The sequence below is a fragment of the Cystobacter fuscus genome, from assembly GCF_002305875.1.
In the GTDB taxonomy this organism is placed as follows: Bacteria; Myxococcota; Myxococcia; order Myxococcales; family Myxococcaceae; genus Cystobacter; species Cystobacter fuscus_A.
Genome location: NZ_CP022098.1, coordinates 10703300 through 10725312, shown reverse-complemented (window position 1 = coordinate 10725312; position 22013 = coordinate 10703300). Strand labels below are relative to the sequence as shown.

At 68.2% G+C, this 22013-nt stretch carries 22 protein-coding genes, 1 tRNA gene and 2 pseudogenes; 13 read left to right on the top strand and 12 right to left on the bottom strand.

What is annotated here, in order from left to right; genetic code table 11:
- Window positions 1-30 precede the first annotated feature (30 nt).
- The 5 genes from CYFUS_RS43565 (at window position 31) to pyk (ending at window position 4847) form a co-directional block, all read left to right on the top strand.
- Complete coding sequence (locus CYFUS_RS43565) at window positions 31-255, top strand: excinuclease ABC subunit A (RefSeq protein ID WP_095990588.1); 225 nt, start codon at window positions 31-33, stop codon at window positions 253-255.
- A gap of 89 nt (window positions 256-344) precedes the next feature.
- Window positions 345-1805, top strand: a complete 1461-nt coding sequence (locus tag CYFUS_RS43560; protein WP_095990587.1) for an NFACT RNA binding domain-containing protein — start codon at window positions 345-347, stop codon at window positions 1803-1805.
- The gene (locus tag CYFUS_RS43555) at window positions 1802-2365 is read left to right on the top strand and encodes a hypothetical protein (RefSeq protein WP_095990586.1); all 564 of its coding nucleotides are present in this window, start codon (window positions 1802-1804) and stop codon (window positions 2363-2365) included. The genes CYFUS_RS43560 and CYFUS_RS43555 overlap by 4 nt, the downstream gene beginning before the upstream one ends.
- A gap of 75 nt (window positions 2366-2440) precedes the next feature.
- On the top strand, window positions 2441-3328 hold the full coding sequence (locus tag CYFUS_RS43550; protein WP_095990585.1) for a hypothetical protein: 888 nt from the start codon (window positions 2441-2443) through the stop codon (window positions 3326-3328).
- An 88-nt stretch (window positions 3329-3416) separates the two neighbouring features.
- Window positions 3417-4847 carry a pyruvate kinase gene (gene pyk, locus CYFUS_RS43545; RefSeq protein ID WP_095990584.1) on the top strand — a complete coding sequence of 477 codons (1431 nt, stop codon included), beginning with the start codon at window positions 3417-3419 and terminating at the stop codon, window positions 4845-4847.
- Window positions 4848-4895: 48 nt separating this feature from the next.
- Here pyk and CYFUS_RS43540 read toward each other — a convergent pair whose 3' ends face one another.
- The gene (locus CYFUS_RS43540) at window positions 4896-6413 is read right to left on the bottom strand and encodes a GAF and HD-GYP domain-containing protein (protein WP_095990583.1); all 1518 of its coding nucleotides are present in this window, start codon (window positions 6411-6413) and stop codon (window positions 4896-4898) included.
- A 181-nt stretch (window positions 6414-6594) separates the two neighbouring features.
- Here CYFUS_RS43540 and rpe point away from each other — a divergent pair, with 181 nt between their 5' ends.
- A complete protein-coding gene (gene rpe, locus CYFUS_RS43535; protein ID WP_095990582.1) occupies window positions 6595-7248 on the top strand; it encodes a ribulose-phosphate 3-epimerase in 654 nt (217 codons plus the stop codon).
- On the opposite strand, the gene CYFUS_RS43530 is transcribed toward rpe, so the two are convergent.
- Entirely contained in the window at window positions 7237-7638 is a 402-nt protein-coding gene (locus tag CYFUS_RS43530) for a response regulator (RefSeq protein ID WP_095990581.1), read from the bottom strand. The two genes, rpe and CYFUS_RS43530, sit on opposite strands and share 12 nt — an antisense overlap.
- A gap of 252 nt (window positions 7639-7890) precedes the next feature.
- Between CYFUS_RS43530 and CYFUS_RS43525 the strand changes: the two genes are divergently transcribed.
- A tRNA-Pro gene (locus CYFUS_RS43525) sits at window positions 7891-7967 on the top strand.
- A gap of 499 nt (window positions 7968-8466) precedes the next feature.
- Here CYFUS_RS43525 and CYFUS_RS43515 read toward each other — a convergent pair.
- The 7 genes from CYFUS_RS43515 to tnpA (CYFUS_RS54745) all read right to left on the bottom strand — a co-directional run bounded on the left by CYFUS_RS43515 (window position 8467) and on the right by tnpA (CYFUS_RS54745) (window position 15951).
- Complete coding sequence (locus tag CYFUS_RS43515) at window positions 8467-9639, bottom strand: tyrosine-type recombinase/integrase (protein WP_095990579.1); 1173 nt, start codon at window positions 9637-9639, stop codon at window positions 8467-8469.
- A 47-nt stretch (window positions 9640-9686) separates the two neighbouring features.
- Window positions 9687-9887, bottom strand: a complete 201-nt coding sequence (locus tag CYFUS_RS43510; RefSeq protein ID WP_232537141.1) for a helix-turn-helix domain-containing protein — start codon at window positions 9885-9887, stop codon at window positions 9687-9689.
- Window positions 9888-9894: 7 nt separating this feature from the next.
- Window positions 9895-12180 carry a DNA polymerase gene (locus CYFUS_RS43505; RefSeq protein ID WP_095990577.1) on the bottom strand — a complete coding sequence of 762 codons (2286 nt, stop codon included), beginning with the start codon at window positions 12178-12180 and terminating at the stop codon, window positions 9895-9897.
- A gap of 454 nt (window positions 12181-12634) precedes the next feature.
- Window positions 12635-13363, bottom strand: coding sequence for a hypothetical protein (locus CYFUS_RS43500; RefSeq protein WP_095990576.1), 729 nt, complete (start codon window positions 13361-13363; stop codon window positions 12635-12637).
- Window positions 13364-13507: 144 nt separating this feature from the next.
- Window positions 13508-15175 (bottom strand): IS66 family transposase, encoded by a 1668-nt coding sequence (gene tnpC / locus CYFUS_RS43495; protein WP_095984752.1) that lies wholly within the window; start codon window positions 15173-15175, stop codon window positions 13508-13510.
- Window positions 15176-15223: 48 nt separating this feature from the next.
- Entirely contained in the window at window positions 15224-15535 is a 312-nt protein-coding gene (gene tnpB, locus CYFUS_RS43490) for an IS66 family insertion sequence element accessory protein TnpB (RefSeq protein ID WP_198316251.1), read from the bottom strand.
- A 26-nt stretch (window positions 15536-15561) separates the two neighbouring features.
- Entirely contained in the window at window positions 15562-15951 is a 390-nt protein-coding gene (tnpA, locus tag CYFUS_RS54745; protein WP_095984753.1) for an IS66 family insertion sequence element accessory protein TnpA, read from the bottom strand.
- Window positions 15952-16015: 64 nt separating this feature from the next.
- Here tnpA (CYFUS_RS54745) and CYFUS_RS43480 point away from each other — a divergent pair.
- Window positions 16016-16417 (top strand): annotated as a pseudogene (locus CYFUS_RS43480) (IS66 family transposase); the annotation flags it as partial.
- An 82-nt stretch (window positions 16418-16499) separates the two neighbouring features.
- Here the strand turns inward: CYFUS_RS43480 and tnpC (CYFUS_RS43475) are convergent.
- The 3 genes and pseudogenes from tnpC (CYFUS_RS43475) to tnpA (CYFUS_RS43465) form a co-directional block, all read right to left on the bottom strand.
- Window positions 16500-17771, bottom strand: a pseudogene (tnpC, locus tag CYFUS_RS43475) (IS66 family transposase); the annotation flags it as partial.
- Window positions 17772-17819: 48 nt separating this feature from the next.
- Window positions 17820-18131 (bottom strand): IS66 family insertion sequence element accessory protein TnpB, encoded by a 312-nt coding sequence (gene tnpB, locus CYFUS_RS43470; RefSeq protein ID WP_198316251.1) that lies wholly within the window; start codon window positions 18129-18131, stop codon window positions 17820-17822.
- Between the two features lie 26 nt (window positions 18132-18157).
- On the bottom strand, window positions 18158-18547 hold the full coding sequence (tnpA, locus tag CYFUS_RS43465) for an IS66 family insertion sequence element accessory protein TnpA (RefSeq protein ID WP_095984753.1): 390 nt from the start codon (window positions 18545-18547) through the stop codon (window positions 18158-18160).
- A gap of 117 nt (window positions 18548-18664) precedes the next feature.
- Here tnpA (CYFUS_RS43465) and CYFUS_RS54190 point away from each other — a divergent pair, with 117 nt between their 5' ends.
- The 5 genes from CYFUS_RS54190 (at window position 18665) to CYFUS_RS43435 (ending at window position 21790) form a co-directional block, all read left to right on the top strand.
- The gene (locus CYFUS_RS54190; protein WP_269770181.1) at window positions 18665-18787 is read left to right on the top strand and encodes a hypothetical protein; all 123 of its coding nucleotides are present in this window, start codon (window positions 18665-18667) and stop codon (window positions 18785-18787) included.
- A gap of 14 nt (window positions 18788-18801) precedes the next feature.
- Window positions 18802-19449, top strand: a complete 648-nt coding sequence (locus CYFUS_RS43460) for an AHH domain-containing protein (RefSeq protein ID WP_095990575.1) — start codon at window positions 18802-18804, stop codon at window positions 19447-19449.
- Between the two features lie 12 nt (window positions 19450-19461).
- The gene (locus CYFUS_RS43455; protein WP_095990574.1) at window positions 19462-20049 is read left to right on the top strand and encodes an imm11 family protein; all 588 of its coding nucleotides are present in this window, start codon (window positions 19462-19464) and stop codon (window positions 20047-20049) included.
- A 2-nt stretch (window positions 20050-20051) separates the two neighbouring features.
- Window positions 20052-20831, top strand: a complete 780-nt coding sequence (locus tag CYFUS_RS43450) for a hypothetical protein (protein ID WP_095990573.1) — start codon at window positions 20052-20054, stop codon at window positions 20829-20831.
- A 719-nt stretch (window positions 20832-21550) separates the two neighbouring features.
- The gene (locus tag CYFUS_RS43435) at window positions 21551-21790 is read left to right on the top strand and encodes an addiction module protein (protein ID WP_095990571.1); all 240 of its coding nucleotides are present in this window, start codon (window positions 21551-21553) and stop codon (window positions 21788-21790) included.
- Window positions 21791-22013 lie beyond the last annotated feature (223 nt).

Here is a 22013-nt window from a genome sequence, read left to right as displayed (position 1 = left end):
GCGAGTGGCGGTAACCCACGGAGGCTTTAGATGGCCGCGAAGAAGAAGACCGCGAAGAAGGCCGCGACGAAGAAGACCGCCGCGAAGAAGACGACCCGCAAGAGCGCCGCTCCCCGCACCGCCACGAAGAAGGCGGCGGGCAAGACCACGGCCAAGAAGGCCGCTGGCAAGAAGACCGCCACCCGCAAGGCTCCGGCCCGCAAGCGCACGGCCAAGGCCGCCACCGAGGCCGCTCCGTCCGAGGACGAGGGCTAGACTCGAGCCAGTCACCTGGCGCAGTTTGAACGGCTCGGCGGACTTCCCGCCGGGCCGTTCGTGTTTTTCGCGCCAGTGAGGAGGCTGAGGTGTCGCTGCGTCCCTCGGAGTTGGAGCAGGTGGTGACGGAGGTGGCCGCGCGGCTGACGGGCGCGGTGGTGCAGAAGGCGTGGTGTCCCCTGCCGCGCCTGATCTACCTGGAGCTGCGCGTGCCGGGGCGCTCGGTGCTCCTGTGCCTGTGCGCCGAGGGAGAGCTGGCTCGGGTCTCCGTGGCCGCCGAGCGCTTTCCCACGCCGGGCGAGCCCGCCCCCTTCCAGCGCTGGTTGCGCCAGGAGCTGGTGGGCTTGAAGCTCGCGGGACTCGCCTGTCGGGACACCGAGCGGCTGGTGGTGCTCGAGCTGCACAGCGATGACTCCCGGCGGAGGCTCGTGCTGGAGCTGGGCTCGCCCGGGGGACTGGTGCTGACGACGGAGGCGGGACGGGTGTTGATGCTCTCGGGCGAGGGCCTCGCGCAGCGGCGCTCCCTGCACCCGGGCGCCCAGTGGTCGCCTCCCGAGCCCCTCTCGCCCGAGGTGCTCGAGCGGACGCGGAGCCAGCCCTCGCGCCTCGTGCCCACGGAAGGCGACTTCCTGCCCCTGGCCGAGGCGGCCGAGCGGCTCCTGGGCGCGCGGGACAAGGCGAGCCGCGCGGAGACGATCCGTCGGCGGCTGACGCTGCCGTACCGGGCGCGGCTCAAGCGCTCGGGGCGGACGCTGGAGAAGGTGCGCGCGGAGGCCGCGCGGGGCCCGGAGGCCGAGCGCCACCGGCGGGTGGGCGAGCTGCTCACGCAGAACCTCCACCGCCTCAAGCGCGGCGTGTCCGAGGTGACGCTCACCGCGTACACCGAGGAGGGCGTGGAGGAGGTGAAGGTGACGTTGGACCCCAAGCGCACGCCGAAGGAGGAGGTGGACTGGCACTTCCACCAGTACCGGCGCCTGCTGCGGGGCGTGGAGCATGCGCGGCAGCGCGAGGCGGAGCTGGCGCGGGAGGTGGAGCACGCGCAACTGGCGCTGCGTCAGCTGGAGGCGCTGGACGAGGCGGCGCTGCTCGCGCAGGTGGAGGTGCTGCGCAAGGGGGTGGGCGAGGACGGCCCGCCCGAGGCCCGGCCCTTCAAGGAGTACGTGGGGCACGGGGGCCAGCGCATCTGGGTGGGCAAGGGCGGCGAGGACAACGACACGCTCACCTTCAAGGTGGCGCGTCCGGGCCACCTGTGGCTGCACGCCCGGGGACTGCCCGGCAGCCACGTGGTGGTGCCCCTGGAGAAGGGCGTGGAGGTGTCGCAGGAAGTCCTCCTGGACGCGGCGCACCTGGCGCTGCACCACTCGGGGGCCAAGGGCGAGCCGCGCGGCGAGGTGAGCTGGGTGCCGGTGAAGTTCGTGAAGAAGGTGAAGGGGGGCGCGCCGGGACAGGTCCTCTACAGCCGGGAGAAGACGCTGGTGGTGCGCCTGGAGCCGGAGCGCCTGGAGCGGCTGCTCAAGACGCGCGGGGGCGAGGCGCCCGCCGCCCCATGACGGACACGCCGCCCATGGGTCCGGTCTGCGCCCGCTGTCCGCGGCTGCTGGGCAGCTCGTGCTGCGAGGTGAAGCCGGGGGAGCAGCTGGCCACCCTCACGCGCTCGGACGTGGAGCGCATCGCCGCGCACACGGGGTTTTCCCCCCGGCGCTTCGTTGCCGAGGAGTACCTCACCGAGGAGGACGCGGCGGGCTACGAGGCGCGCCGTCCCCTCTACCGGGGCTATTTCCGTCGCGGGCCGGTGCGGCTGACGCTGCTCGCGCGCGCGGGGGCCTGTGTCTTCCACGAGCGGGGCCAGGGGTGTGGCCTGCCCCCCGAGGTGCGGCCCCTGGCGTGTCGGCTCTACCCCTTCGAGCGCTGGCCGGACGGGAGCTGGAGCGTGCAGATGGGTCGCCATGGGGACCTGGCGCAGGCCCGGGCGGCGGGAGATGCCTGCCTGGCGGTGGAAGAGGCGGGCGATATGGAGGAGGTGTGGGCGGCGTTCCACACCACGCCGGAGACGGTGGAGGCGTTGGGGGCCCGGCTCGCGGAGGAGAGCAGACGACACGGCCGGGGTTGACGGGGCGACGCTGGGCGGGCGGGCAGGTGCCGCCGGTCTTGAGTCCCGGGAGCCGCCGGGTACGATACCCCCCGCGTGTCGTCGCTCCCGACCCAACCCCTCTATCTCCTTCCGCGAGCGCCCTCCGAGCAGGGCGCCGAGTCGCAGTCCGCGCGCCATCGGGCCGTGGAGGCCTCGCATCGGCTGGCCACGCTCCCGCGCGAGGAGGCGCCCCTCGTGGGGCACGTCCCTCCCGAGGCGGTGGTTCCCGAGGAATGGCCCATTGCGCCCCAGCCCACCCGGGACGAGCTGTGGGCCCGGGCGGAGACGCTCGCCTACTGGCTGTCGGCGAACCTGCGCATCCCGGTGCGCCTGTCGGTGACGGACAACCGCTCCACCATGGTGTCCTTCCGCCGCACCGCCCACGCGCTGCAACTGCGGCTGCACCACATGTTCCTGGATGCGCCGGAGGAGGTGGTGCGCGCGGTGGCGGACTACGCGGGCCGCGGCAACCGCATGGCCGGCGTCATCCTGGACGACTACATCCGGGGCCAGCAGCCGCGCATCCGCCAGGAGCGGCACGCGGCCGAGGCCGATCTGGATCCCCAGGGCCGCTGCTTCAATCTGCAGGAGATGTTCAACCAGCTCAACCGCACCCACTTCCAGGACACCATCCGGGCGCGCGTGGGCTGGGGTCGCCTGCCTCCTCGTCGGCGCCGCAAGTCCATTCGTTTGGGCGTCTATGATCATCAGACGCGGGAAATCCGCATCCACCCCGCGTTGGATCGCCCCGAGGTGCCCGCCTTCTTCGTGGAGTTCATCCTCTTCCACGAGATGCTCCACCAGCTCTTTCCCAGCTCCAACGCGACGGGCCGCCGGGTGCACCACCCGCGGGCGTTCCGGGAGCGGGAGAAGGCCTTTCCGCTCTACGCTGCCGCACTGCGTTGGGAGCGTGAGAACCTCAACCTGCTGCTGCGCGGTTGAGGGGCTCTGCTTTACGGATTTACCGATCGACGCGGTCACGCTGTCGCTGCTTGACCCTTTGCGTGACTCGGATTGATCCTCCCGCGCCATGCGACGCGCGAAGATTGTTTGTACCCTGGGCCCTGCGAGTCAGAGCCAGGAGATGCTCGAGGCCTTGATCGAAGCCGGAATGGATGTGGCCCGGCTCAACTTCTCCCACGGCAGCCACGAGCAGCATGCCGAGAACATCGCCAAGCTCCGGGCGGCCTCGCTCAAGTGCCGCAAGGCGGTGGGCATCCTGGGAGACCTCCAGGGCCCGAAGATCCGCACCGGCCGCTTCATCACCGGCAGCACCGAGCTGAAGCCCGGCGGTGAGTTCCACATCACCACGGACGAGACCGTGAAGGGCACGGATGAAATCGTGTCCACCACCTACCCGCACCTGGCCGCGGACGTGAACCCGGGCGACCGCATCCTCCTGGATGACGGCCTCCTGGAGCTGCGCGTCATCGAGACGGACAAGAAGCAGCTCATCCGCACCAAGGTCATCCACGGCGGAACGCTCAAGAACAACAAGGGCATCAACCTGCCGGGCGTGGCGGTGCGCGCGGATGCGCTCACGCCCAAGGACCGCGAGGACCTGGTGTTCGGCATCAAGGAGGGCGTGGACTTCATCGCCCTGTCCTTCGTGCGCCAGCCGGCGGACATCGACATGGCGCGCGCGGCGATGGCGCAGATCGGCCAGTCGGTGCCCATCATCGCCAAGCTGGAGAAGCCCGAGGCCATTGCCCGCCTGGACGCCATCCTGGACAAGACGGACGGGGTGATGGTGGCGCGTGGCGATCTCGGCGTGGAGATTCCGCCCGAGGAGGTGCCCTCGGTGCAGAAGGACATCGTGCGGCGCTGCAACTCGCGCGGCCTGCCGGTCATCGTGGCCACGCAGATGCTCAACTCGATGATCGACAACCCGCGGCCCACGCGCGCCGAGGCCAGCGACGTCGCCAACGCCGTCTTCGACGGGGCGGACGCGGTGATGCTCTCGGGCGAGACGGCCAGCGGCAAGTTCCCCATCGAGTCCGTGCAGATGATGGACCGCATCGTGCTCGCGGCCGAGTCCACCATCCGTGCGCAGGACTTGCTGCGCGCGCCCACCTCGCCCGTGGGGCTGCCCACGCACTTCCCGGACGTGATCGCCGCGAGCGCGTGCCAGGCGGCCAAGCAGGCCGGCGCCTCGCTCATCGCGGCCTTCACGCTGTCGGGTGTGACGGCGCGCCTGCTGGCGCACTACCGGCCCCCGGTGCCCATCGTGGCCTTCAGCCCCAACCAGGAAGTGCGCCGCCGGCTGGCGCTGCTCTGGGGCGTGGTGCCGCGCGTGCTCGAGCCCATCCAGGAGACGGAGGCGATGGTGCGCCGGGTGGAGGAGGAGCTCGTCGCCCGGGGCCTCGCGCGCAAGGGTGACCGCGTCGTCATCGTCTACGGCGCGCCCGTGGGCCAGCCCGGGAAGATCAACAGCCTCCGGCTGCACGTCATCGGGGGCTGAGACACACGGCCCTTGCCCCGGGCGACCGGGGCCGGGGTCGTGGCCGGGTTACCCGGGCTGGGGCTGCTGGACGCGCTGGGGCACCTCGGCCTCGACGAAGATGCGGAACAGCTCGGCGTCGAGCTGTCCGCTCTTCACCTCGCGCTGGAGGATGTCGAGCGCGAGCGGGTGCGGCACGGCCTTCTTGTAGGGACGATCGCTGGCGGTGAGCGCGTCGTAGATGTCCGCGATGGCCATCATCCGCGACTGCACGGGGATGCCGGCGTCGGGGATGGCGCGCGGGTAGCCCGTCCCGTTGAGCTTCTCGTGGTGCGCGTAGGCGATCTCCGGCACGCGCCGCAGGGTGCGCGTCCAGGGAATCTGCGACAGGAAGCGGTAGGTGTGCTCCACGTGGCTCTCGATCTCCAGGCGCTCCGCCTCGGAGAGCGTGCCCTTGAGGATGGAGAGCGACTGGATCTCCCGCTCGAGCAGCAGGGGCTGATTCTGGTCGAACCCGTCCTGGAAGCGCAGCAGCTTGAGCTCGTGCAGCCGCTCGAAGTTGCCCTGGGCGAGCACGCTGGGCCGGTTGCAGGTGAGGACGAACTCGAGCACCTCGTCCAGTTGCTTGGACTCCTGGGCGAGCCGCGCCTCCTCCTCGGCTTCGATCTCCGCCAGGTGCTGGGTGCCGCGCAGCTTCACGGCGGCGATGCGCCGGCGGTAGCTCTGGAGCTGCAGGTCCTTGCGCGCGAGCTGGAAGCGGGCGCGCAGCCCCTCCAGCTCGTGGGGGTAGAGCTTCTCGGCCTTGACGAGCACCGGCTCGCGCACGCCCACCTTGCCGAAGTCGTGCAGGAGCGAGGCGTAGCGCACCTCCTGCAGCTCGGTGGCGCTGAAGCGCGTGTGGGCGTAGGGCCCGGTGTGCACGTGCTCGAGCGCGCGCGCCAGGGAGACGGTGAGGTTGGCCACGCGGCCCGAGTGGCCCGCGGTGGTGGGATCCCTCGACTCGATGGCCACCACGGAGGCGGAGACGAAGCCCTCGAAGAGGCTGTTGATCTCCTCGTGGAGCAGGGCGTTCTCGATGGCGCCGGCCGCCTGGGCGCCGAGCGCGAGCAGCAGCTCCTCGTCCTCGGAGTCGAAGGCGCCGCCGCTCAGCTTGTTGAGGGCCTGGATGACGCCGGTGACCTCGCCGTTGGCGTCGCGCATGGGCACGCACAGCACGCTCTGGGTGCGGTAGCCGCTGATGCTGTCGAAGGTGCGGTTGAAGCGCTCGTCGGCGTAGGCGTCCGGCAGGTTGATGACCTCGCCCGTCTCCGCCACCCGCCCGGCGATGCCGCTGCCCATGGGGAGGCGGATTTCGCTCTTGGAGCCCTGGGCCACCTTGCTCCAGAGCTGGTTGCGCTCTCGGTCCAGCACGAAGAGCGAGCAGCGATCCGCCTCCACCACCTTGCTGGCCTCGTAGAGGATGAGGGGGAGCAGCAGATCCAGGTCCCGCTCGGCGCTCATCGCCTTGGTGACGTCCAGGATGGACGTGAGCTTCTTGAGGCGCCGGTTGAGATCGACGGGCTCGGATGGCTGGGTCTGTGGAAGCACCAGGGAAGGCTCCGGAGAGGAAACGGCGCACGGACTGTAAAGGTGCTTCTTACCACGGCCTCGGGAGCCACCGCTTCCTCCCGGGCCGGATGCTTCCCCTCCGAGTGAAACCCCTTCTTCGTCTGTTCGCTCTCCAACCGAGCCAGTATCCATCAGGTGGGGAAGTGGCTAAGTAGCGCCCATGACCCGCCGTGTGCTCGTGTCGCCCTCGCTGCTATCCTCGGATTTTGGCCGCCTGGCGGAGGAGGTTCGCGCGGTGGAAGCCGCGGGCGCGGATTGGATCCACGTGGACGTGATGGACGGGCGCTTCGTGCCCAACATCACCCTGGGGCCGGTCATCGTGCAGGCGATCAAGAAGGCGGCGACCCGGCCGCTCGACGTGCACCTGATGATCGTCGAGCCGGAGAAGTACATCGAGGCGTTCGCCAAGGCGGGGGCGGACATCCTCACGGTGCACGTGGAGGCGTGCACGCACCTGCACCGGGTGTTGCAGCAGATCCGCCACGCGGGGGCCCGGCCGGCGGTGGTGCTCAACCCGGCCACGCCGCTGTCGGCGGTGGAGGAGGTGCTGGGCGAGGTGGATATGGTGCTGCTGATGAGCGTGAACCCGGGCTTCGGGGGCCAGGGCTTCATTCCCCATACGGTGGACAAGGTGCGCCGGTTGCGCGCGATGCTCGAGGCGCGCGGGCTGCACACGCACATCCAGGTGGATGGGGGAATCAACTCGGAGACGGCCCGCCTGGTGGTGGCGGCCGGGGCGGACGTGCTGGTGGCGGGCTCGTACGTGTTCGGCGCGAAGGACTACGCCGCCGCCATCCACTCCCTACGCTCCTGAGCACAGGCCTCCGGGTGAGAGGCTCTTCAAGCCCGCCATCCTCGCCACCCGGGTCATGAAGGTGTGATCGAAGGGCTTCACCTCGTAGGCGTCCGCGCCCAGCTCGAAGCACACGTGGCGGGTGAACTGGTCCTCCACGCCACTGAGGATGATGACCTTGCAGTCCCGCGTCTGGGGGTCCTGCTTGAGCTGGGCGAGCAGGTCCCTTCCATCCTCGTGCTGGTGGATGTCCAGGATGATGACCGCGGGGCGGTGCCGCCGGGCCAGCTCCATCACATGCCGGGAGGTGGTGTCCGCCACGGAAGTGAGGCCCGTGCGCCGGGCCTCCCGGGCGAGCGCGGACACGACGAGCGGCTCGTCGTCGGAAATGAGGACAACCGGAGAAGCCATGGTACCCTGATGGATGGAGCGGTTTGGTGGATGCTCGAAGCAAGCGGCGTTCCGGCGGGGATTTCTTGGAAGATGAGGGGGTTGGAGGGCGGAGCCATGGGTTTTTCATGACCTATGGGTCGCTGGGGACTTCAGGGACGCAGGGGGGAATGGAAAGCGGTGCGTTGGGCGTTGACTCAGCCGGGTGGGTCGGGTACATCCCCGCCCACTTCGTCGGCCCGAGAGCAGTCCCGGCGGAGGTCGTACCGGTAACGGGGAGTGGCTCAGCCTGGTAGAGCACTTGGTTCGGGACCAAGGGGTCGCAGGTTCGAATCCTGTCTCCCCGACCATCAGAAGGGCGCGGAATCCTTGGAGAAATCCTCGGACTCCGCGCCCTTCGTCTTTCCGGGGCCCAGAGGCCAGCAGCAAACTAGCAGCAAGCGGCGGGGGCTCGTTCTCGGCGGACATCGGGACGCTCGGATTCGACGAGCGTGACCTGGGTAAAAGACGGCCGCGTGCCCCGTTGCGGAGCACGCGGCCAGATTGTGGGCTCAGGCGAGCAGGTGAGTGAACCAGGACGCGGTAATGACGGTGGTGGCCCAATTGCTACGGGTAGCTGCGTACTCGATAACCGCCTTCAAACAACGCTTCTCGTTCATGCCCTTCTCCTTGCTCTGAGACTTCTTCTTGAGTGCCGTGTACGAAAACTTCCAGCTTGCATTCAAAAGAAGGGCCATCACGACGCATCCGACTGCTGTGGGAATTGAACCCACTACTGCACCTGCAAATCTATTGACGCAAATATAAGCCGGGATGGCTCGGGCGCATGACTCCTCGCAGCTCCCTCGGCTACTTGGGCTCGGGCTCCGCGAAGTGGAGCTGGTCGAGGCCCTTGCGCATGTCCTCCACATCAAGGTGGCCGTACACCTCCGTGGTGATGGCGGGGTCTGAATGCCGGAGGATGCGCTGCACGGTGGCCAACGGGACGCCCGCCTTGAGTAAGAGGGTGGCCGTCGTGTGCCGCAGATCGTGGAAGCGGAGTGGGCGAGGGAGCGCGCGAGGCCACAGCTTCATGCCGCAGACAGGGCAGGGCTCGGGCACCCCGTGGCTCTTCCTGGCTGTGTAGCCGCAGCCCTTGCGCCGACAGACGTGGTTGTAGCCCTCCACCAGCCCCGCGCGCCCCAGGGCCCGGCGTAGCACTTTGTGCAGGGCCACGTCCGGCCGGTGCTGCGTGCCATCTTGCCGAGGGAACAGAAGCTCCGAGGGGGACGCGGCCATGGCCTCGCGCAGATATGGCACCAGGCCCACCGCGATGGGCAGCAGGTCCTCCCGGTTGCCCTTCGTGGTGTCGCTCCCGTGAGAGCGGCCCACTCGGATGGTACCTGTCTTGAGGTCCACGTCCGACTTGCGCAGCGCCAGCAACTCGCCCTTGCGCATCCCGGTGTAGACGGCCGTGGCGAACAGGGGTCGCCAGCGGCGCTCCAGGGCCGTGAGCATCAGGGGGACCTCCTCGGCCTTGAGGTACTGAGGGAGCTTCTTCGGCTGTTTGATACGCGGGACGGTCTTGGCGGGGTTGAGTCCGGTGAAGAGACCGCGCCGGATCGCCAGCTCGAAGATGCGGTGGACGTGAGCGCGCAGGTGGTTGAGCGACTTGGGAGCCAGCTCACCGGCCTTCGCGTTGAGCAGCGTTTCCAGCCGCGAGGGCGTAATGTCCTTGAGGGCCAGGGGGCCCAACTCATCGCGCAGGTGCTTCTCCGCGAAGCCGATGATGGTGGTGGAGCGGAGCCGACTGCCCACCTCGGTCTTCCAGCGGTCCATGGCCTCCCCGAAGGCGACTTGCTTCCGGTGCTCGGGCATGGGCTCCAGGCCGCGCCGTTGCCGGTCGGATTGAACCTCCAGGTCATGGAGGAGGGACCTCGCCTCCGTCTTCGTGGTGGCCTGGGTGGCGGTGTCGCGCCACCGGCCGTGTCCGTCCTTGAATCGGACGTACCACTTGTCGTTCTTGCGGTAGATGGAACCCATTCGGACCTCCTCGTGAAGATGAACCTCAGAGGTCTTATGACCTGGACCTACCTGATTTTTGTGCCCTGGCCCCTGATGAATGCGCGGATCTCTGCCGGCTCGAAGCGCAGCAGCCCGCCGATCTTCACGCACGGAAGCTGACCCGCCTGAGCCCGCTGGTACACCCACGAGCGCGAGGCTTTGAGGAAGCGAGCCACGTCATTCGCGTCCCAGAGGCCCTCCTCCTGCTCCAAGTTGTCCGTATCCATGGTGGGCCTACGCATCGGCGCCTCCTTCTTCAGACTCCACCGTGCCCAGGCCAGCGCGCTTTTTGATGTCGCCGACCGTGGAGCGGGCCAGCTTCAGCTCCCTGGCCACCTCTCGAACACTTCTGCCGCCACTCAACAAGGTGAGGGCCTTCTCCATCTTGTGGGCCGGCACCCGTGACTTCCGAGGGCGCGCGCCTCCCTCTCGAATCTGTCGCTGACGCTCACCTGCCTCCAGCCGCGAGAGTGAGCGGTACGGGGCGGTGTCCGTGCTCTGCGTGAATGGTTTGCTGTCGCGGTCGAGCAACCGTCGCTTGTTGTCCCACGAGAAACCCGTGCGCACCTCCTCCTGTACCAGGGAGTGGATGGGCTTGCCCTCACGTACAGCTGCCTCCACCGTCAGCCTCCGTTTCCTGATGCGCGTCGGGGCCACGTCGCGCCCCTCGCGCAGGCAGGCCAGCAGCGTCTGGGCGAAGTCCGCCTCCGACTCGCTCGTCCCCTGACGGGCGACACGCACCACCGCCCAGGTGTCGTCCCGTCCCAGCACTGTCTCACCGGGGCCCACGTCCTCCACCCTCCGCAGCAGCGCGTACAAGCGAGCACGGGCGATGAAGACGGCATCAGCCCGATGCTCCAGGCGCATGCCGCTGCCAACGCTCTCCAGCGCATCGAGCCCTTCACAGCGCAGGTCCAACTCCTCGGGGCAGATGATGGCGTCGGTGGAGACGAGAAGGGCCCCACGCGCGGTGATGTCGGCCATGAGGGCGCGAGCCCGGCCTAGCACCAGCGTGGCCCACTCCGGGGCGAAGGCACTGCCTACATCCGGAGGCCCCTTGAGCGAGGCGCGCAACAACGGCGAGCCGTGGATGGCCGCTCCCAGTCCCGGGCCGAAGCCGTGGAGCTGGGCCTCGCGCTCGACGTCCAGCAGGCCCGAACCGTGCATCTTCTCGGCCAGCTTGCCCAGCAGGGCGTTGGCGAAGAGCTTGGCCGTGGCGTACTCCAGGGTGCCCCTCTTGGCGGCGGCCTTCTTCTCGAGGAAGTGCCGCATGTAGCGGCTCACGTCGTGGTCGCGCTCACGAGGGCCGGGCTTGAAGCCGTAGGCTTCCACCACCTTCACCTTCGCCCCCCGTCGTAGCGCCAGGCGCACCTCGGCCAGCGTGCAGGAGGAGGTTCCTTGAAGAGGAAAGACGAGTCGACGCACGCCGTTGCGATGCACTGGCAGGCAGGGGTAGCGCGTGCCCCTCGGGAAGACGAACGTGAAGGTGCCGAAGCCCTCGTGCTCCTCGACCTGGGCGAGGGATTCCAGCCGGACCCACCGTGTCCCAGCGTGGGGGAGCGGCTGGAGCATCGCCGCGTAGGGATAGAGGGACACTGCGTCGTACTCGGCGAAGGCGCCGACGTGGAAGCCGCGCCGGAACGCCTCCGACTGCGCACCCCAGTAGGCGCGGCAGGCCATGCGGCGCACGTTCGGGTCGCCGTTGAAGACCAGCTCGACACGCGGCTCATCCCGGTAGCCCGTGCCCTTCTTCACCTTGCGCACCACCTCGCGCTTCACCACCGGGGCGGGACCATTCCGCACGAAGTGCAGGCGGAAGATGGCGGACGCCACGGCCGGTAAGGTGCGGTTGCCGAGCACGTCGATGTTCCACTCGGCGAGCACCCCCTGGCGGAAGTCCCGCATGGCACGCAGGGCCACCTCCGCGTCCCGGGTGGCATGGGCCACCAGCCGCGCTAGATCCGTCCGCTTCAGCTCGGTCAGGTGCGGCCCATCTGCCTCCAGGCGGGGACGGCCCACGGTTCGAGCGATTTCCTCCAAGGGAGTCTTCGGGAAATAGCCCGCGAGATCCACCAGCCGCACGTCCCAGGTGCCCTCCTCGCGCTTCACGCGCTCCAGTCGCGCGTGGTGGGCCTTTCCCACCTGCTCCACCCGCGCCTCGGCCACGGCGGAAGGAAAGAGGGCGAGGAGACTGCTGGCCTCGTGTGCCACCACATGCACCTGCCGGATTCCGCGCCGGGCGGGCGGCATGGCATCGGCCCGCCGGAGCAGTTCCCGGATGCAGTCGATGAGCTGTTCGCCCATGAGCTGTCCCTCGGGCAGCTCGTAGGCTTGGGCGTGGACGTGCTCGTCCGCGAGGGTGACGAGCTGCAACAGCAGCGGGACGCGATGCTCCTCGTCCCACTTCACGCTCACGCCCACCAGCACGGTGTGCGGATACGCTCGGGGCCGACGACGGAGGGGAGAGAGCGTCCGGGACAGGAGCAGCCCCAGGTGCGTCTCCAAATCCTTCTCGTTCATGCGCCACCCCCGAGCAATTCCAGGGACTTGGCGCGGCAGGAGACTGGCGCGTTTCGCCAGATGGCGGACTGGAGCCGTCCAGCCCCTCGGAGCTTGCAAGCCCTCGAAATTACGACGTCGAGGGGCTCAACAGAGTGTCCGGAACCGTGATGAGGGGGCGGATAACACGCCTGCCCCCTCATTGTGATCCCTTGGATGAGGGTGATGTTCTTGGAGTTCCCGGTGACTTTCGACCGTCGCATCTTGCCGCCTCGTGCGCAGGGCGCCTGTCCTGGGCGTCCGGCTCTGAGTGGCAATGTCGAGATGCTTTGGTCGAAGAAAAATCCTAGAGGTCTCGTGGGGTTGTGGGGCGATTGGTCTCTACTAGAGAGGGAAGGGGTCGTTACCCAGCACCATCTCTACCCCCTGGAGACGGGAGGGCTCACTACCCCCCATCATCTCCACCCCCTGGAACTCATGCCTGCAAGTCCCCGAATGGGGATTGCGGTGGAGGAAGGGGCGGCTCCTCTGGTGACGGGTCGGTTGGTGCCGTGGGTGGGGGACTCTGGCCTGTGAGTTGTCTCAACGCCGCCAGGAGCTCCTTGGAGTTTTGGCGCGCGTTGGTCCACTTCCACACCCGCTTGTCGGTTTCATCTTTGTCCGAGGTGGGGTCCTCATAGCCGATGAGGATGGCGAGCGCAGCGATCTCCCTGTGCGCCAACTCGATGCCGAGTATCTCCGCCGTGAAGTCCGCGAAGGCGGCCATCATCCTCTTCTCCGCACCCGCTCCTTCGAGCAGGACACGTAGAGCTGGCTTCTGTTTCACTTCTTCGAGCAGGGGTCCGATACGTCGTTGGAGAGCGAGAAGGAAGGTGGCCACTCGTTCCAGTTGGCGCAGAGGCTGGAGGCTCTCGACGAGCACGGGCGGCAGCAAGCCGCGCGTGACCTGGATGTAGCGCCCCACCCAACTGCTCCTGGCGTTCTGGAAGAGCGACTGCTTGCGCTGGCTGAGCACGTCGTTCTTCTTGCCGAGCCATCCCAGCAGGTTCCGCAGGGGCTCGGACGCATTGGAGATCTTGAGTCCCATCTCCATGCTCGCTGCAAGCGCGTCAACATGCGGGCGGATGCGGTCCTGCTCTACTTCAAGGTAGGCGAAAACCGAGGCATTCGAGGCGAGATGCGCGATGAAGCGTGGCTGGTTCATGGCCGAGAAGCTCGTCACGCCTGGTCCCCCCGCCAAGAAGCAGTTCCCACAGGTGTAGAGGGGTAAGCCCCCGAGCCAGCCCAGGGTGTCGACCAGCGAGGAGCGTGGCATGGTGGCCGCGTGATGGACGGCACGTCGACGAGCCTATCGCTGCTGAGCCTGCTGCTGGGCCCACGACTCGGGGAGGAGCTCCGCGAGGCGGGAGGCGGGGAAGCGGGTGTCGCCGAGCTTGGGCAGCACGTCGCGGAACCAGGCCCACGGGTCCATGCCCAGCCGGTAGCAGCTGAGCACGAGGGAGTAGACGTTGGCGGCCCGGTGGCCAGCGGCATCGCTGCCCAGGAAGAGCCAGTTCTTGCGTCCGAGGACAATGAGCTTGATGAGGCGCTCCACCTCCCCGTTGTCCAGCGGAATGCGTCCGTCCGTCAGGAAGCGGCCCAGGGGGACGTAGCGGTTGCGCGCGTAGGCAATGGCCTTGCCCAGCGGCGTCTTGGCGGGCACGTGCGGGGCCCACTGCTCCAGCAAGCCGAAGAGTTCCTCGTAGACAGGCAGACTGTGTGCAAGTCGCAGGGTCAGGCGCGCCTCGGGGGAGAGCCCCGCGTCCTGAGCCTGCCGCTCCACGGCGTACAGCTTCTGCACGAGCATGAGCACCGTGCCGCCGCGAGCGTCTCCGGCCACGTATGCGCGCTCGAAGCCACGCCGGGCGTGCATCCAACAGCCCACCTCAATGCGTGGAGAGGTGGGGCCGAAGAGGGCCTCGTAGCCCTTGTAGCCGTCCACCACCAGATAGCCTCGGAAGTCGGCCAGCACCGCTTGGGGGCCCGTGCCACTCCAGTCGGGGGTGTACTCCACGAAGACGTTGCCACCCACGCCCACGTACGGCCAGAGGTGGCCGCGCTTGATGCCACGGGCGTCGTCCCTGTCCAGCACGCGCACCCCGGTGTCGTCGGTGTGCAGCAGGGCGTCCGCCAGCGTGCGCTGCTTGAGCAGCTGCACCACGGGCGGCAGCAAGTCACTGGCGCTCGCCACCCAGTCGCCCAGGGTGGAGGCGGGCAGCCTCACCCCGTGGCGCTTGTCGAAAATGGCCTGTTGGCGGTGCAGGGGTAGCCCATCGCGGTACTTGCCCACCAGCAGCTGCGCCAGCAGCCCCGGGCCGGGCAGTGCCCCGGGTAGTGGCGTCTCACCGGCGGGCGCGGCGGCCACCCCCTCCTTGCAGCGCTGGCATGCCAGCTTCGGGCGCTTCTCCACCCGCACGTAGAAGCGCGCCGGCTCCAATTCCAGTCGCTGGCTGACCTCCTCGCCCATGGGCTGCCTCTGCTCACCGCAACCCGGGCAGACGCACTCCTCGGCCGCGGGTTGCACCAGCACCTCGCGCCTCTCCAGGTGCGCGGGCAGGGCCTGGGCGCCGCGCACGGGCGGGCGCTTGGGCGCCTTCTTCGGCGCGTCGGCCGGCGGGGCCGCTGGGGCGGCTGCCTGTGCGCCGTCGGCGGTGGTGGGCTCGGCCGCTGGCTCGACGGACTGCTGCTGGGTGAGCAATGACAGCAGGAGTTGAAGCTGACTGGCGGGAGTCTTCTCGCTGCGCCGTCCGTACAGCTGCCGCAGCGCCTGCTTGAGTCGCACCAGCGTGGAGCTGTGCTCCTCGCGCAGCCGACCCAACAGGTCCAACAACATCTCAATGGCCTGCTCGCCGCGGCCCTCCGTCAGCAGCTGCAGCACGTAGGCGCGCACCGCCTCCAAGTCTTTCCCCTCGATGGCGGGCAGCTGGGCCTCTTCCTCCTGGCCCCTCTCTTCTTCGATGGTGACGGGAGAAGTCATGCGCGCCTTGCCTATGCCCGAAGTCATGCCGGGCGCGCAAGCGCGGACTCAGTGCACCTCGCGCCGCCGTACCGCGTGGCTTGCTTCCACCAGCGACAGCAACTCCGCGAGCTGCCGGACGTCCAGGTGCACCGCGGCCTGGCCCTCCACGGGCGCCGGTACCCGGAAGCGTCCCGCCTCCAGTCTCTTGCTCACGGTGCAGTACCCGTTGGCGTCCCAGAAGAGAATGCGGACGAAGTCCCTTCTCCTGGAGAAGAAGACGAACAGGTGGCCCGACTTCGGCTGCTGCCCAAGGCCGCCCTGCACCAGCGCACTCAGCCCGTCGGCCTGCTTGCGCATGTCGCACGGCTGTGTCGCCACCCAGATTCTCACTCCCTCCGGTAGCTTCAGCACCCCTGCACCTCCTTCACCGCCCGCAGCACCCGCTCCACCAGTGCCTGGCTTGCTCCCGCCTCCACTCGCACCCGCACTCCGCCCACCTCCACTTGCACCGCCTCCCCTTGCTCCCGCCCCGCCTCGCTCCGCTCAGCGGGCGCCGCCTCCACGGGCACGAAGGACATGGCCGTGCGCGCCCCCTCCTTCCCTTCTCGCCTCCTCGTCCAGAAGCGCAGCCTCTCGCGCGGCAAACCGTGCTTGCGCATGAAGGCCGACTGCGTGCCTCCTTCCTCCTCCCACGCTCGCACCACCTGCGCTGCTACCTCCGGTGTCCACCTCGGCCGCCGCGCTGCCTCCAACCACGCCGGCTCCGTCTTCGTCGTCGCTGTGTTCGTCGTCATCGCGCCGCGCACTCTGCGGCCCCTCGAGCACTTCCACTACCTGGGCTGGATCGGAGGCTTACTGCCTGTCTACGAGGAACTCTTCGGCTTGCTGGAGCAGTGGGCCCCGCACGTGCCCGCCAAGACGCCGCTGGGCAAGGCCATTGCCTACGCGCGCAACCGCTACGTCCCCCTGGGCCGCTTCCTGACGGACGGACGCATTCCGCTGGACAACGGGGAGGTGGAGCGCCTCATCAAGCTCATTGTCCTCGGACGCAAGAACTGGCTCTTCCTGGGCAGCGATGCCGCTGGCCACCGGGCCGCCAACGTCTACTCCCTCGTGCTCAGCTGCTACCGGCTGGGCATGGACCCGTGGGCCTGGTTCCGCGACGTGCTGCCCAAGCTCGGCGACACCCGCTTCCCCGCCTCCCGCCTCGCGGAGCTCCTCCCCGAGTCGTGGGCCCAGCAGCAGGCTCAGCAGCGATAGGCTCGTCGACGTGCCGTCCATCACGCGGCCACCATGCCACGCTCCTCGCTGGTCGACACCCTGGGCTGGCTCGGGGGCTTACGACAGGCAGACTGTGTGCAAGTCGCAGGGTCAGGCGCGCCTCGGGGGAGAGCCCCGCGTCCTGAGCCTGCCGCTCCACGGCGTACAGCTTCTGCACGAGCATGAGCACCGTGCCGCCGCGAGCGTCTCCGGCCACGTATGCGCGCTCGAAGCCACGCCGGGCGTGCATCCAACAGCCCACCTCAATGCGTGGAGAGGTGGGGCCGAAGAGGGCCTCGTAGCCCTTGTAGCCGTCCACCACCAGATAGCCTCGGAAGTCGGCCAGCACCGCTTGGGGGCCCGTGCCACTCCAGTCGGGGGTGTACTCCACGAAGACGTTGCCACCCACGCCCACGTACGGCCAGAGGTGGCCGCGCTTGATGCCACGGGCGTCGTCCCTGTCCAGCACGCGCACCCCGGTGTCGTCGGTGTGCAGCAGGGCGTCCGCCAGCGTGCGCTGCTTGAGCAGCTGCACCACGGGCGGCAGCAAGTCACTGGCGCTCGCCACCCAGTCGCCCAGGGTGGAGGCGGGCAGCCTCACCCCGTGGCGCTTGTCGAAAATGGCCTGTTGGCGGTGCAGGGGTAGCCCATCGCGGTACTTGCCCACCAGCAGCTGCGCCAGCAGCCCCGGGCCGGGCAGTGCCCCGGGTAGTGGCGTCTCACCGGCGGGCGCGGCGGCCACCCCCTCCTTGCAGCGCTGGCATGCCAGCTTCGGGCGCTTCTCCACCCGCACGTAGAAGCGCGCCGGCTCCAATTCCAGTCGCTGGCTGACCTCCTCGCCCATGGGCTGCCTCTGCTCACCGCAACCCGGGCAGACGCACTCCTCGGCCGCGGGTTGCACCAGCACCTCGCGCCTCTCCAGGTGCGCGGGCAGGGCCTGGGCGCCGCGCACGGGCGGGCGCTTGGGCGCCTTCTTCGGCGCGTCGGCCGGCGGGGCCGCTGGGGCGGCTGCCTGTGCGCCGTCGGCGGTGGTGGGCTCGGCCGCTGGCTCGACGGACTGCTGCTGGGTGAGCAATGACAGCAGGAGTTGAAGCTGACTGGCGGGAGTCTTCTCGCTGCGCCGTCCGTACAGCTGCCGCAGCGCCTGCTTGAGTCGCACCAGCGTGGAGCTGTGCTCCTCGCGCAGCCGACCCAACAGGTCCAACAACATCTCAATGGCCTGCTCGCCGCGGCCCTCCGTCAGCAGCTGCAGCACGTAGGCGCGCACCGCCTCCAAGTCTTTCCCCTCGATGGCGGGCAGCTGGGCCTCTTCCTCCTGGCCCCTCTCTTCTTCGATGGTGACGGGAGAAGTCATGCGCGCCTTGCCTATGCCCGAAGTCATGCCGGGCGCGCAAGCGCGGACTCAGTGCACCTCGCGCCGCCGTACCGCGTGGCTTGCTTCCACCAGCGACAGCAACTCCGCGAGCTGCCGGACGTCCAGGTGCACCGCGGCCTGGCCCTCCACGGGCGCCGGTACCCGGAAGCGTCCCGCCTCCAGTCTCTTGCTCACGGTGCAGTACCCGTTGGCGTCCCAGAAGAGAATGCGGACGAAGTCCCTTCTCCTGGAGAAGAAGACGAACAGGTGGCCCGACTTCGGCTGCTGCCCAAGGCCGCCCTGCACCAGCGCACTCAGCCCGTCGGCCTGCTTGCGCATGTCGCACGGCTGTGTCGCCACCCAGATTCTCACTCCCTCCGGTAGCTTCAGCACCCCTGCACCTCCTTCACCGCCCGCAGCACCCGCTCCACCAGTGCCTGGCTTGCTCCCGCCTCCACTCGCACCCGCACTCCGCCCACCTCCACTTGCACCGCCTCCCCTTGCTCCCGCCCCGCCTCGCTCCGCTCAGCGGGCGCCGCCTCCACGGGCACGAAGGACATGGCCGTGCGCGCCCCCTCCTTCCCTTCTCGCCTCCTCGTCCAGAAGCGCAGCCTCTCGCGCGGCAAACCGTGCTTGCGCATGAAGGCCGACTGCGTGCCTCCTTCCTCCTCCCACGCTCGCACCACCTGCGCTGCTACCTCCGGTGTCCACCTCGGCCGCCGCGCTGCCTCCAACCACGCCGGCTCCGTCTTCGTCGTCGCTGTGTTCGTCGTCATCGCGCCGCGCACTCTGCGGCCCCTCGAGCACTTCCACTACCTGGGCTGGATCGGAGGCTTACCCCGGCGTTCCCTTTTGGGGAGACTGGCGCCGCCACCGGCCCCCTGGGGGTGGCCATGGCGGCCCATGGCTTCGCACGCGGGTATGCTCCGCCAGGAGTCACCCTGCTGTGGGTGGGGAGCGACATGGGGGAGCGCTGTGCCCTGCGCATCCACGCACCCGGAGCGCTCCAGTACTGAAGCGAGGTACGGTCATGGCCGACAAGCAACACGTCCGAGTACTGTGGAAGAAGCCGAACCACGAGCAGGAAGAGGGCTGCATCAGCAGCCACGAGTTCGATTACTGGAAGCCCGACTATCCCAACTGCGCCTACCGGGTGAAGGGCCGGGCGGAGATCATGGTCAACCCCGGCAAGATGCGGCTGTACTTCAAGAAGCCGGAATGGGCCTTCATCGGCAAGAACTACACCGTGGCCTCGACGCCCTTCCCGCACCAGTACCATCACATCATGCCCAGCGGGGTCCTGCGCTCGAAGCTGGAGAACGACGAGCTCTCCATCCTCCAGGCCTCGCGCTACAACATCAACGAGGGCATCAACCTCATCATCCTGCCCCAGCAGGCGGACGAGGCCGATGAGCTCCAGCTCCCCATCCACCTGTACGCCCATGAGAAGTACAGCAAGGAGTGCAAGACGGTCATCGACACGATGAAGTCCGACATGAGCGAGCTGACGGCGGATGGAAAGCACGACATCACGGACGCCAACGTGGATGCCTTCCGCGCCTTCCTGCGTCGCTGGGAGCAGGAGGAGTTCTGGCTCATTGTGGATTACGGTAAGCAGGACGCCGCCCGGGGCGTGACGCCCCACATCAACAGCGGACGGGTCACCATGGCCCGCTGAACCCACCGCACCATGCCCAGATACTACATCCTGCAGGCCCAGCTTCTCGAGGACTACGCCGCCATCGGGAACTTTCCGCGGAGCATGACGCACATCCACATGCCGGCGACCGGTATGCGCATGGGAGAGATCTACAAGGACGGCCAGGAGTTCAACATGGATGAGGACTCGACGGGCATCCAGCTCTCCGACGTCCTCCACAACACCTTCGGCTACCTGATGGTGTCCTCCCGGCTGAAGGCGCTCATCGAGCAGCATGCGAAGGCCGAGATCGAGTTCCTGCGCTTCACCCTCATCAACCACAAGAAGCGGGTGGAGAGCGACAGCTGCTACATCGTCAATGTTATCGGAGGGAAGGACTGGGTCGACCTGGACAGGAGCGAGGGGCAGTTCAATCCCGCGCACAAGAACCGGTACATGCGCGTCAGGCGGCTCGTCCTGAAGGAGGACGCGGTCGACCCCGAGGCCAATCTGTTCCGGGTGGCTGCGGCGCCGCGGTTGCCCATCGTGCGCGAGGACTTCAAGGCCTTGCTGGAGTCCGAGCAGATCACCGGGGCCGAATTCTTCGAGGTCGGCACCCCCGTCAACCTCATGACGTGAGCATGGACCCCCTCGCCCAGGCCCGCCACAACTCCGCGTACTACCTGCGCAAGGCCCAGGCGGCGGCACGGCGCGCGGAAGGGGCGACGGCGGAGGAGCTGTTCACCCTCAGCTCCTGCTGGCGCAGCCTCGCGCTTTGCGCGCTCCTCCAGGATGCCGACGCGGACACCTTCGCCGAGCACCTGTGCAGGTCGGCCCAGGCGCGGCGCGTCCTCCTGGAGCTGGGAAGCCGCTCCTCCGTGAAGCCGCAACTGCTGTGCTGCACACGGGACCCGGGCTTCTGCGCGGCCCTCGCCGCCGGGCACCTGGGGCTGGCGGCCGACATTGCGGCCCGCTCCCCCACCCGCCACTTCCAGGGCGTGGAGTACGAGGACGACTTTCTCTTCTTCCACTTCATGCACCGGCTGGTCCTCAAGCCCGAAGGCATGGACGAACGGACGAGGCTGCTGGAGCGCTGGAAGCAGGTGGAGCAGGGCCGCCCCAGTGCGAACTTCGAGGTCTGCGTCGCGCTGAATGAAAAGGCCCCCAGGGCCTTCACGGCCGCGTTCGAACTCTTCATCGACACCCGCAGGGAGCAGCTCCAGGGCTACGCTCAGCGCATGGGCTTCAACCCGGAGCTGAACGCCACCGAGGGCAAGGTCTTCATCGAGGGGCTCGCCGTCCTCCGGCTGGCGGAGTTCCAGGGCCTGCCGACCCACCCCAGCTACGACTTCATCCCGGCCCTGGCGAGGTTCCCGCCTAGCAACCGCCCGCTCTCCAAGAACGCCTGGCGCGGGGACTGAGGCCCGCTCACCACTTCGAGTACAGGCCAAAGCCGGGGGTGCACCGGACGCGCAGTTCTGGAAGACTCCTGGCCGTGCACTTGGAGATGCCCCTCATCATCGGGTTGATGGTGGTGGCCGCCATCATACTGGCCATCGCCGCCAAGCGCGCGCCTGCCCTACAACGTTGCCCTGGTGGAGGGAGGTCTCCTCAGAGTATGGGCGGAATGAGGGCCCTGTTTGAGGGGGCGGGCTGGTGCAAAGGGGTTGAAAAGGGCCGCTAATGGGCACCACCCGGGCTGTGAGCCGGGCCGGAGGAGAGGCCGTTCCTCCTCTCTTGGGGCACACGCCGGCCCAGGCGGCCCACCCAGGCGCTCCGGACACAGCCAGAACAGGACCTGGAGCCAGCAGCAAACTAGCAGCAAAATCCTTGGTGCCCGCGCGTGCTGGATGGACTGGCTGGATAGCCTGGGGTGAAGAAACCCGAGTAGTTACCATGGGTTGTGAACCACTGGTAACGCCTGGACGCTCCCCGGCCTTGGTTCGGGACCAAGGGGTCGCAGGTTCGAATCCTGTCTCCCCGACCATTCAAAGCCCTGGAGTTTCGCGGACTTCAAGCGAACCTCCAGGGCTTTTGTTTTTCCTTCGGAGCCCTCCATCGGCAAGCGGAGGGGGCTCTCATCTGGCGGCCATTGGAACCGGGCGTTCGTTGCCCGGGCGCGGGGCTTAAACTCTGCCCGATGGCGACCAAGGAAGACCTCCTCTCGGATGTGCTGCGACTCCCTCCCGAGGAGCGTGCCGAGGTTGCCCACAAGCTCCTGCTCAGCTTGGAGGCAGAGGCCGAGGATCCGGAAGCCCAAGCCGAGTGGTCCGTGGAATTGGAGCGCCGGGCCCGTGAAGTGCTCGACGGTCGCGTGAAGACGGTTCCCTGGGAGCAGGTCGAGGAGCGCATCAGTACCCGGCTCGGCCAGCGGCGGTGAAGGTCCGTCTCGAACTTCACCCCGAGGCCGTTCGTGCGGTGGATGCGGCCATGGATTGGTACGAGGGCCAGCGTGCTGGCCTGGGAACCGAATTTTTCGCTGAACTCCGTCGGAGTCTCCGGGTGATTTGCCCTCGGAGGTTCGTTCGAAGTGCTCCGGGTCGTCGCGTTCCGCGTGGTGGCCCCCCTCCCAAGAGCTACTCATCGCGCTTGCGAGAGGTCCC

Coding starts and splice junctions, on each gene's coding strand:
- CYFUS_RS43565 (WP_095990588.1), top strand. CDS start 31: ATGGCCGCGAAGAAGAAGACCGCGAAGAAGGCCGCGACGAAGAAGACC.
- CYFUS_RS43555 (WP_095990586.1), top strand. CDS start 1,802: ATGACGGACACGCCGCCCATGGGTCCGGTCTGCGCCCGCTGTCCGCGG.
- pyk (WP_095990584.1), top strand. CDS start 3,417: ATGCGACGCGCGAAGATTGTTTGTACCCTGGGCCCTGCGAGTCAGAGC.
- rpe (WP_095990582.1), top strand. CDS start 6,595: ATGACCCGCCGTGTGCTCGTGTCGCCCTCGCTGCTATCCTCGGATTTT.
- CYFUS_RS43530 (WP_095990581.1), bottom strand. CDS start 7,638: ATGGCTTCTCCGGTTGTCCTCATTTCCGACGACGAGCCGCTCGTCGTG.
- CYFUS_RS43515 (WP_095990579.1), bottom strand. CDS start 9,639: ATGGGTTCCATCTACCGCAAGAACGACAAGTGGTACGTCCGATTCAAG.
- CYFUS_RS43510 (WP_232537141.1), bottom strand. CDS start 9,887: ATGGATACGGACAACTTGGAGCAGGAGGAGGGCCTCTGGGACGCGAAT.
- CYFUS_RS43505 (WP_095990577.1), bottom strand. CDS start 12,180: ATGAACGAGAAGGATTTGGAGACGCACCTGGGGCTGCTCCTGTCCCGG.
- CYFUS_RS43500 (WP_095990576.1), bottom strand. CDS start 13,363: ATGAACCAGCCACGCTTCATCGCGCATCTCGCCTCGAATGCCTCGGTT.
- tnpC (WP_095984752.1), bottom strand. CDS start 15,175: ATGACTTCTCCCGTCACCATCGAAGAAGAGAGGGGCCAGGAGGAAGAG.
- tnpA (WP_095984753.1), bottom strand. CDS start 15,951: ATGACGACGAACACAGCGACGACGAAGACGGAGCCGGCGTGGTTGGAG.
- tnpA (WP_095984753.1), bottom strand. CDS start 18,547: ATGACGACGAACACAGCGACGACGAAGACGGAGCCGGCGTGGTTGGAG.
- CYFUS_RS54190 (WP_269770181.1), top strand. CDS start 18,665: ATGGCGGCCCATGGCTTCGCACGCGGGTATGCTCCGCCAGGAGTCACC.
- CYFUS_RS43460 (WP_095990575.1), top strand. CDS start 18,802: ATGGCCGACAAGCAACACGTCCGAGTACTGTGGAAGAAGCCGAACCAC.
- CYFUS_RS43455 (WP_095990574.1), top strand. CDS start 19,462: ATGCCCAGATACTACATCCTGCAGGCCCAGCTTCTCGAGGACTACGCC.
- CYFUS_RS43450 (WP_095990573.1), top strand. CDS start 20,052: ATGGACCCCCTCGCCCAGGCCCGCCACAACTCCGCGTACTACCTGCGC.
- CYFUS_RS43435 (WP_095990571.1), top strand. CDS start 21,551: ATGGCGACCAAGGAAGACCTCCTCTCGGATGTGCTGCGACTCCCTCCC.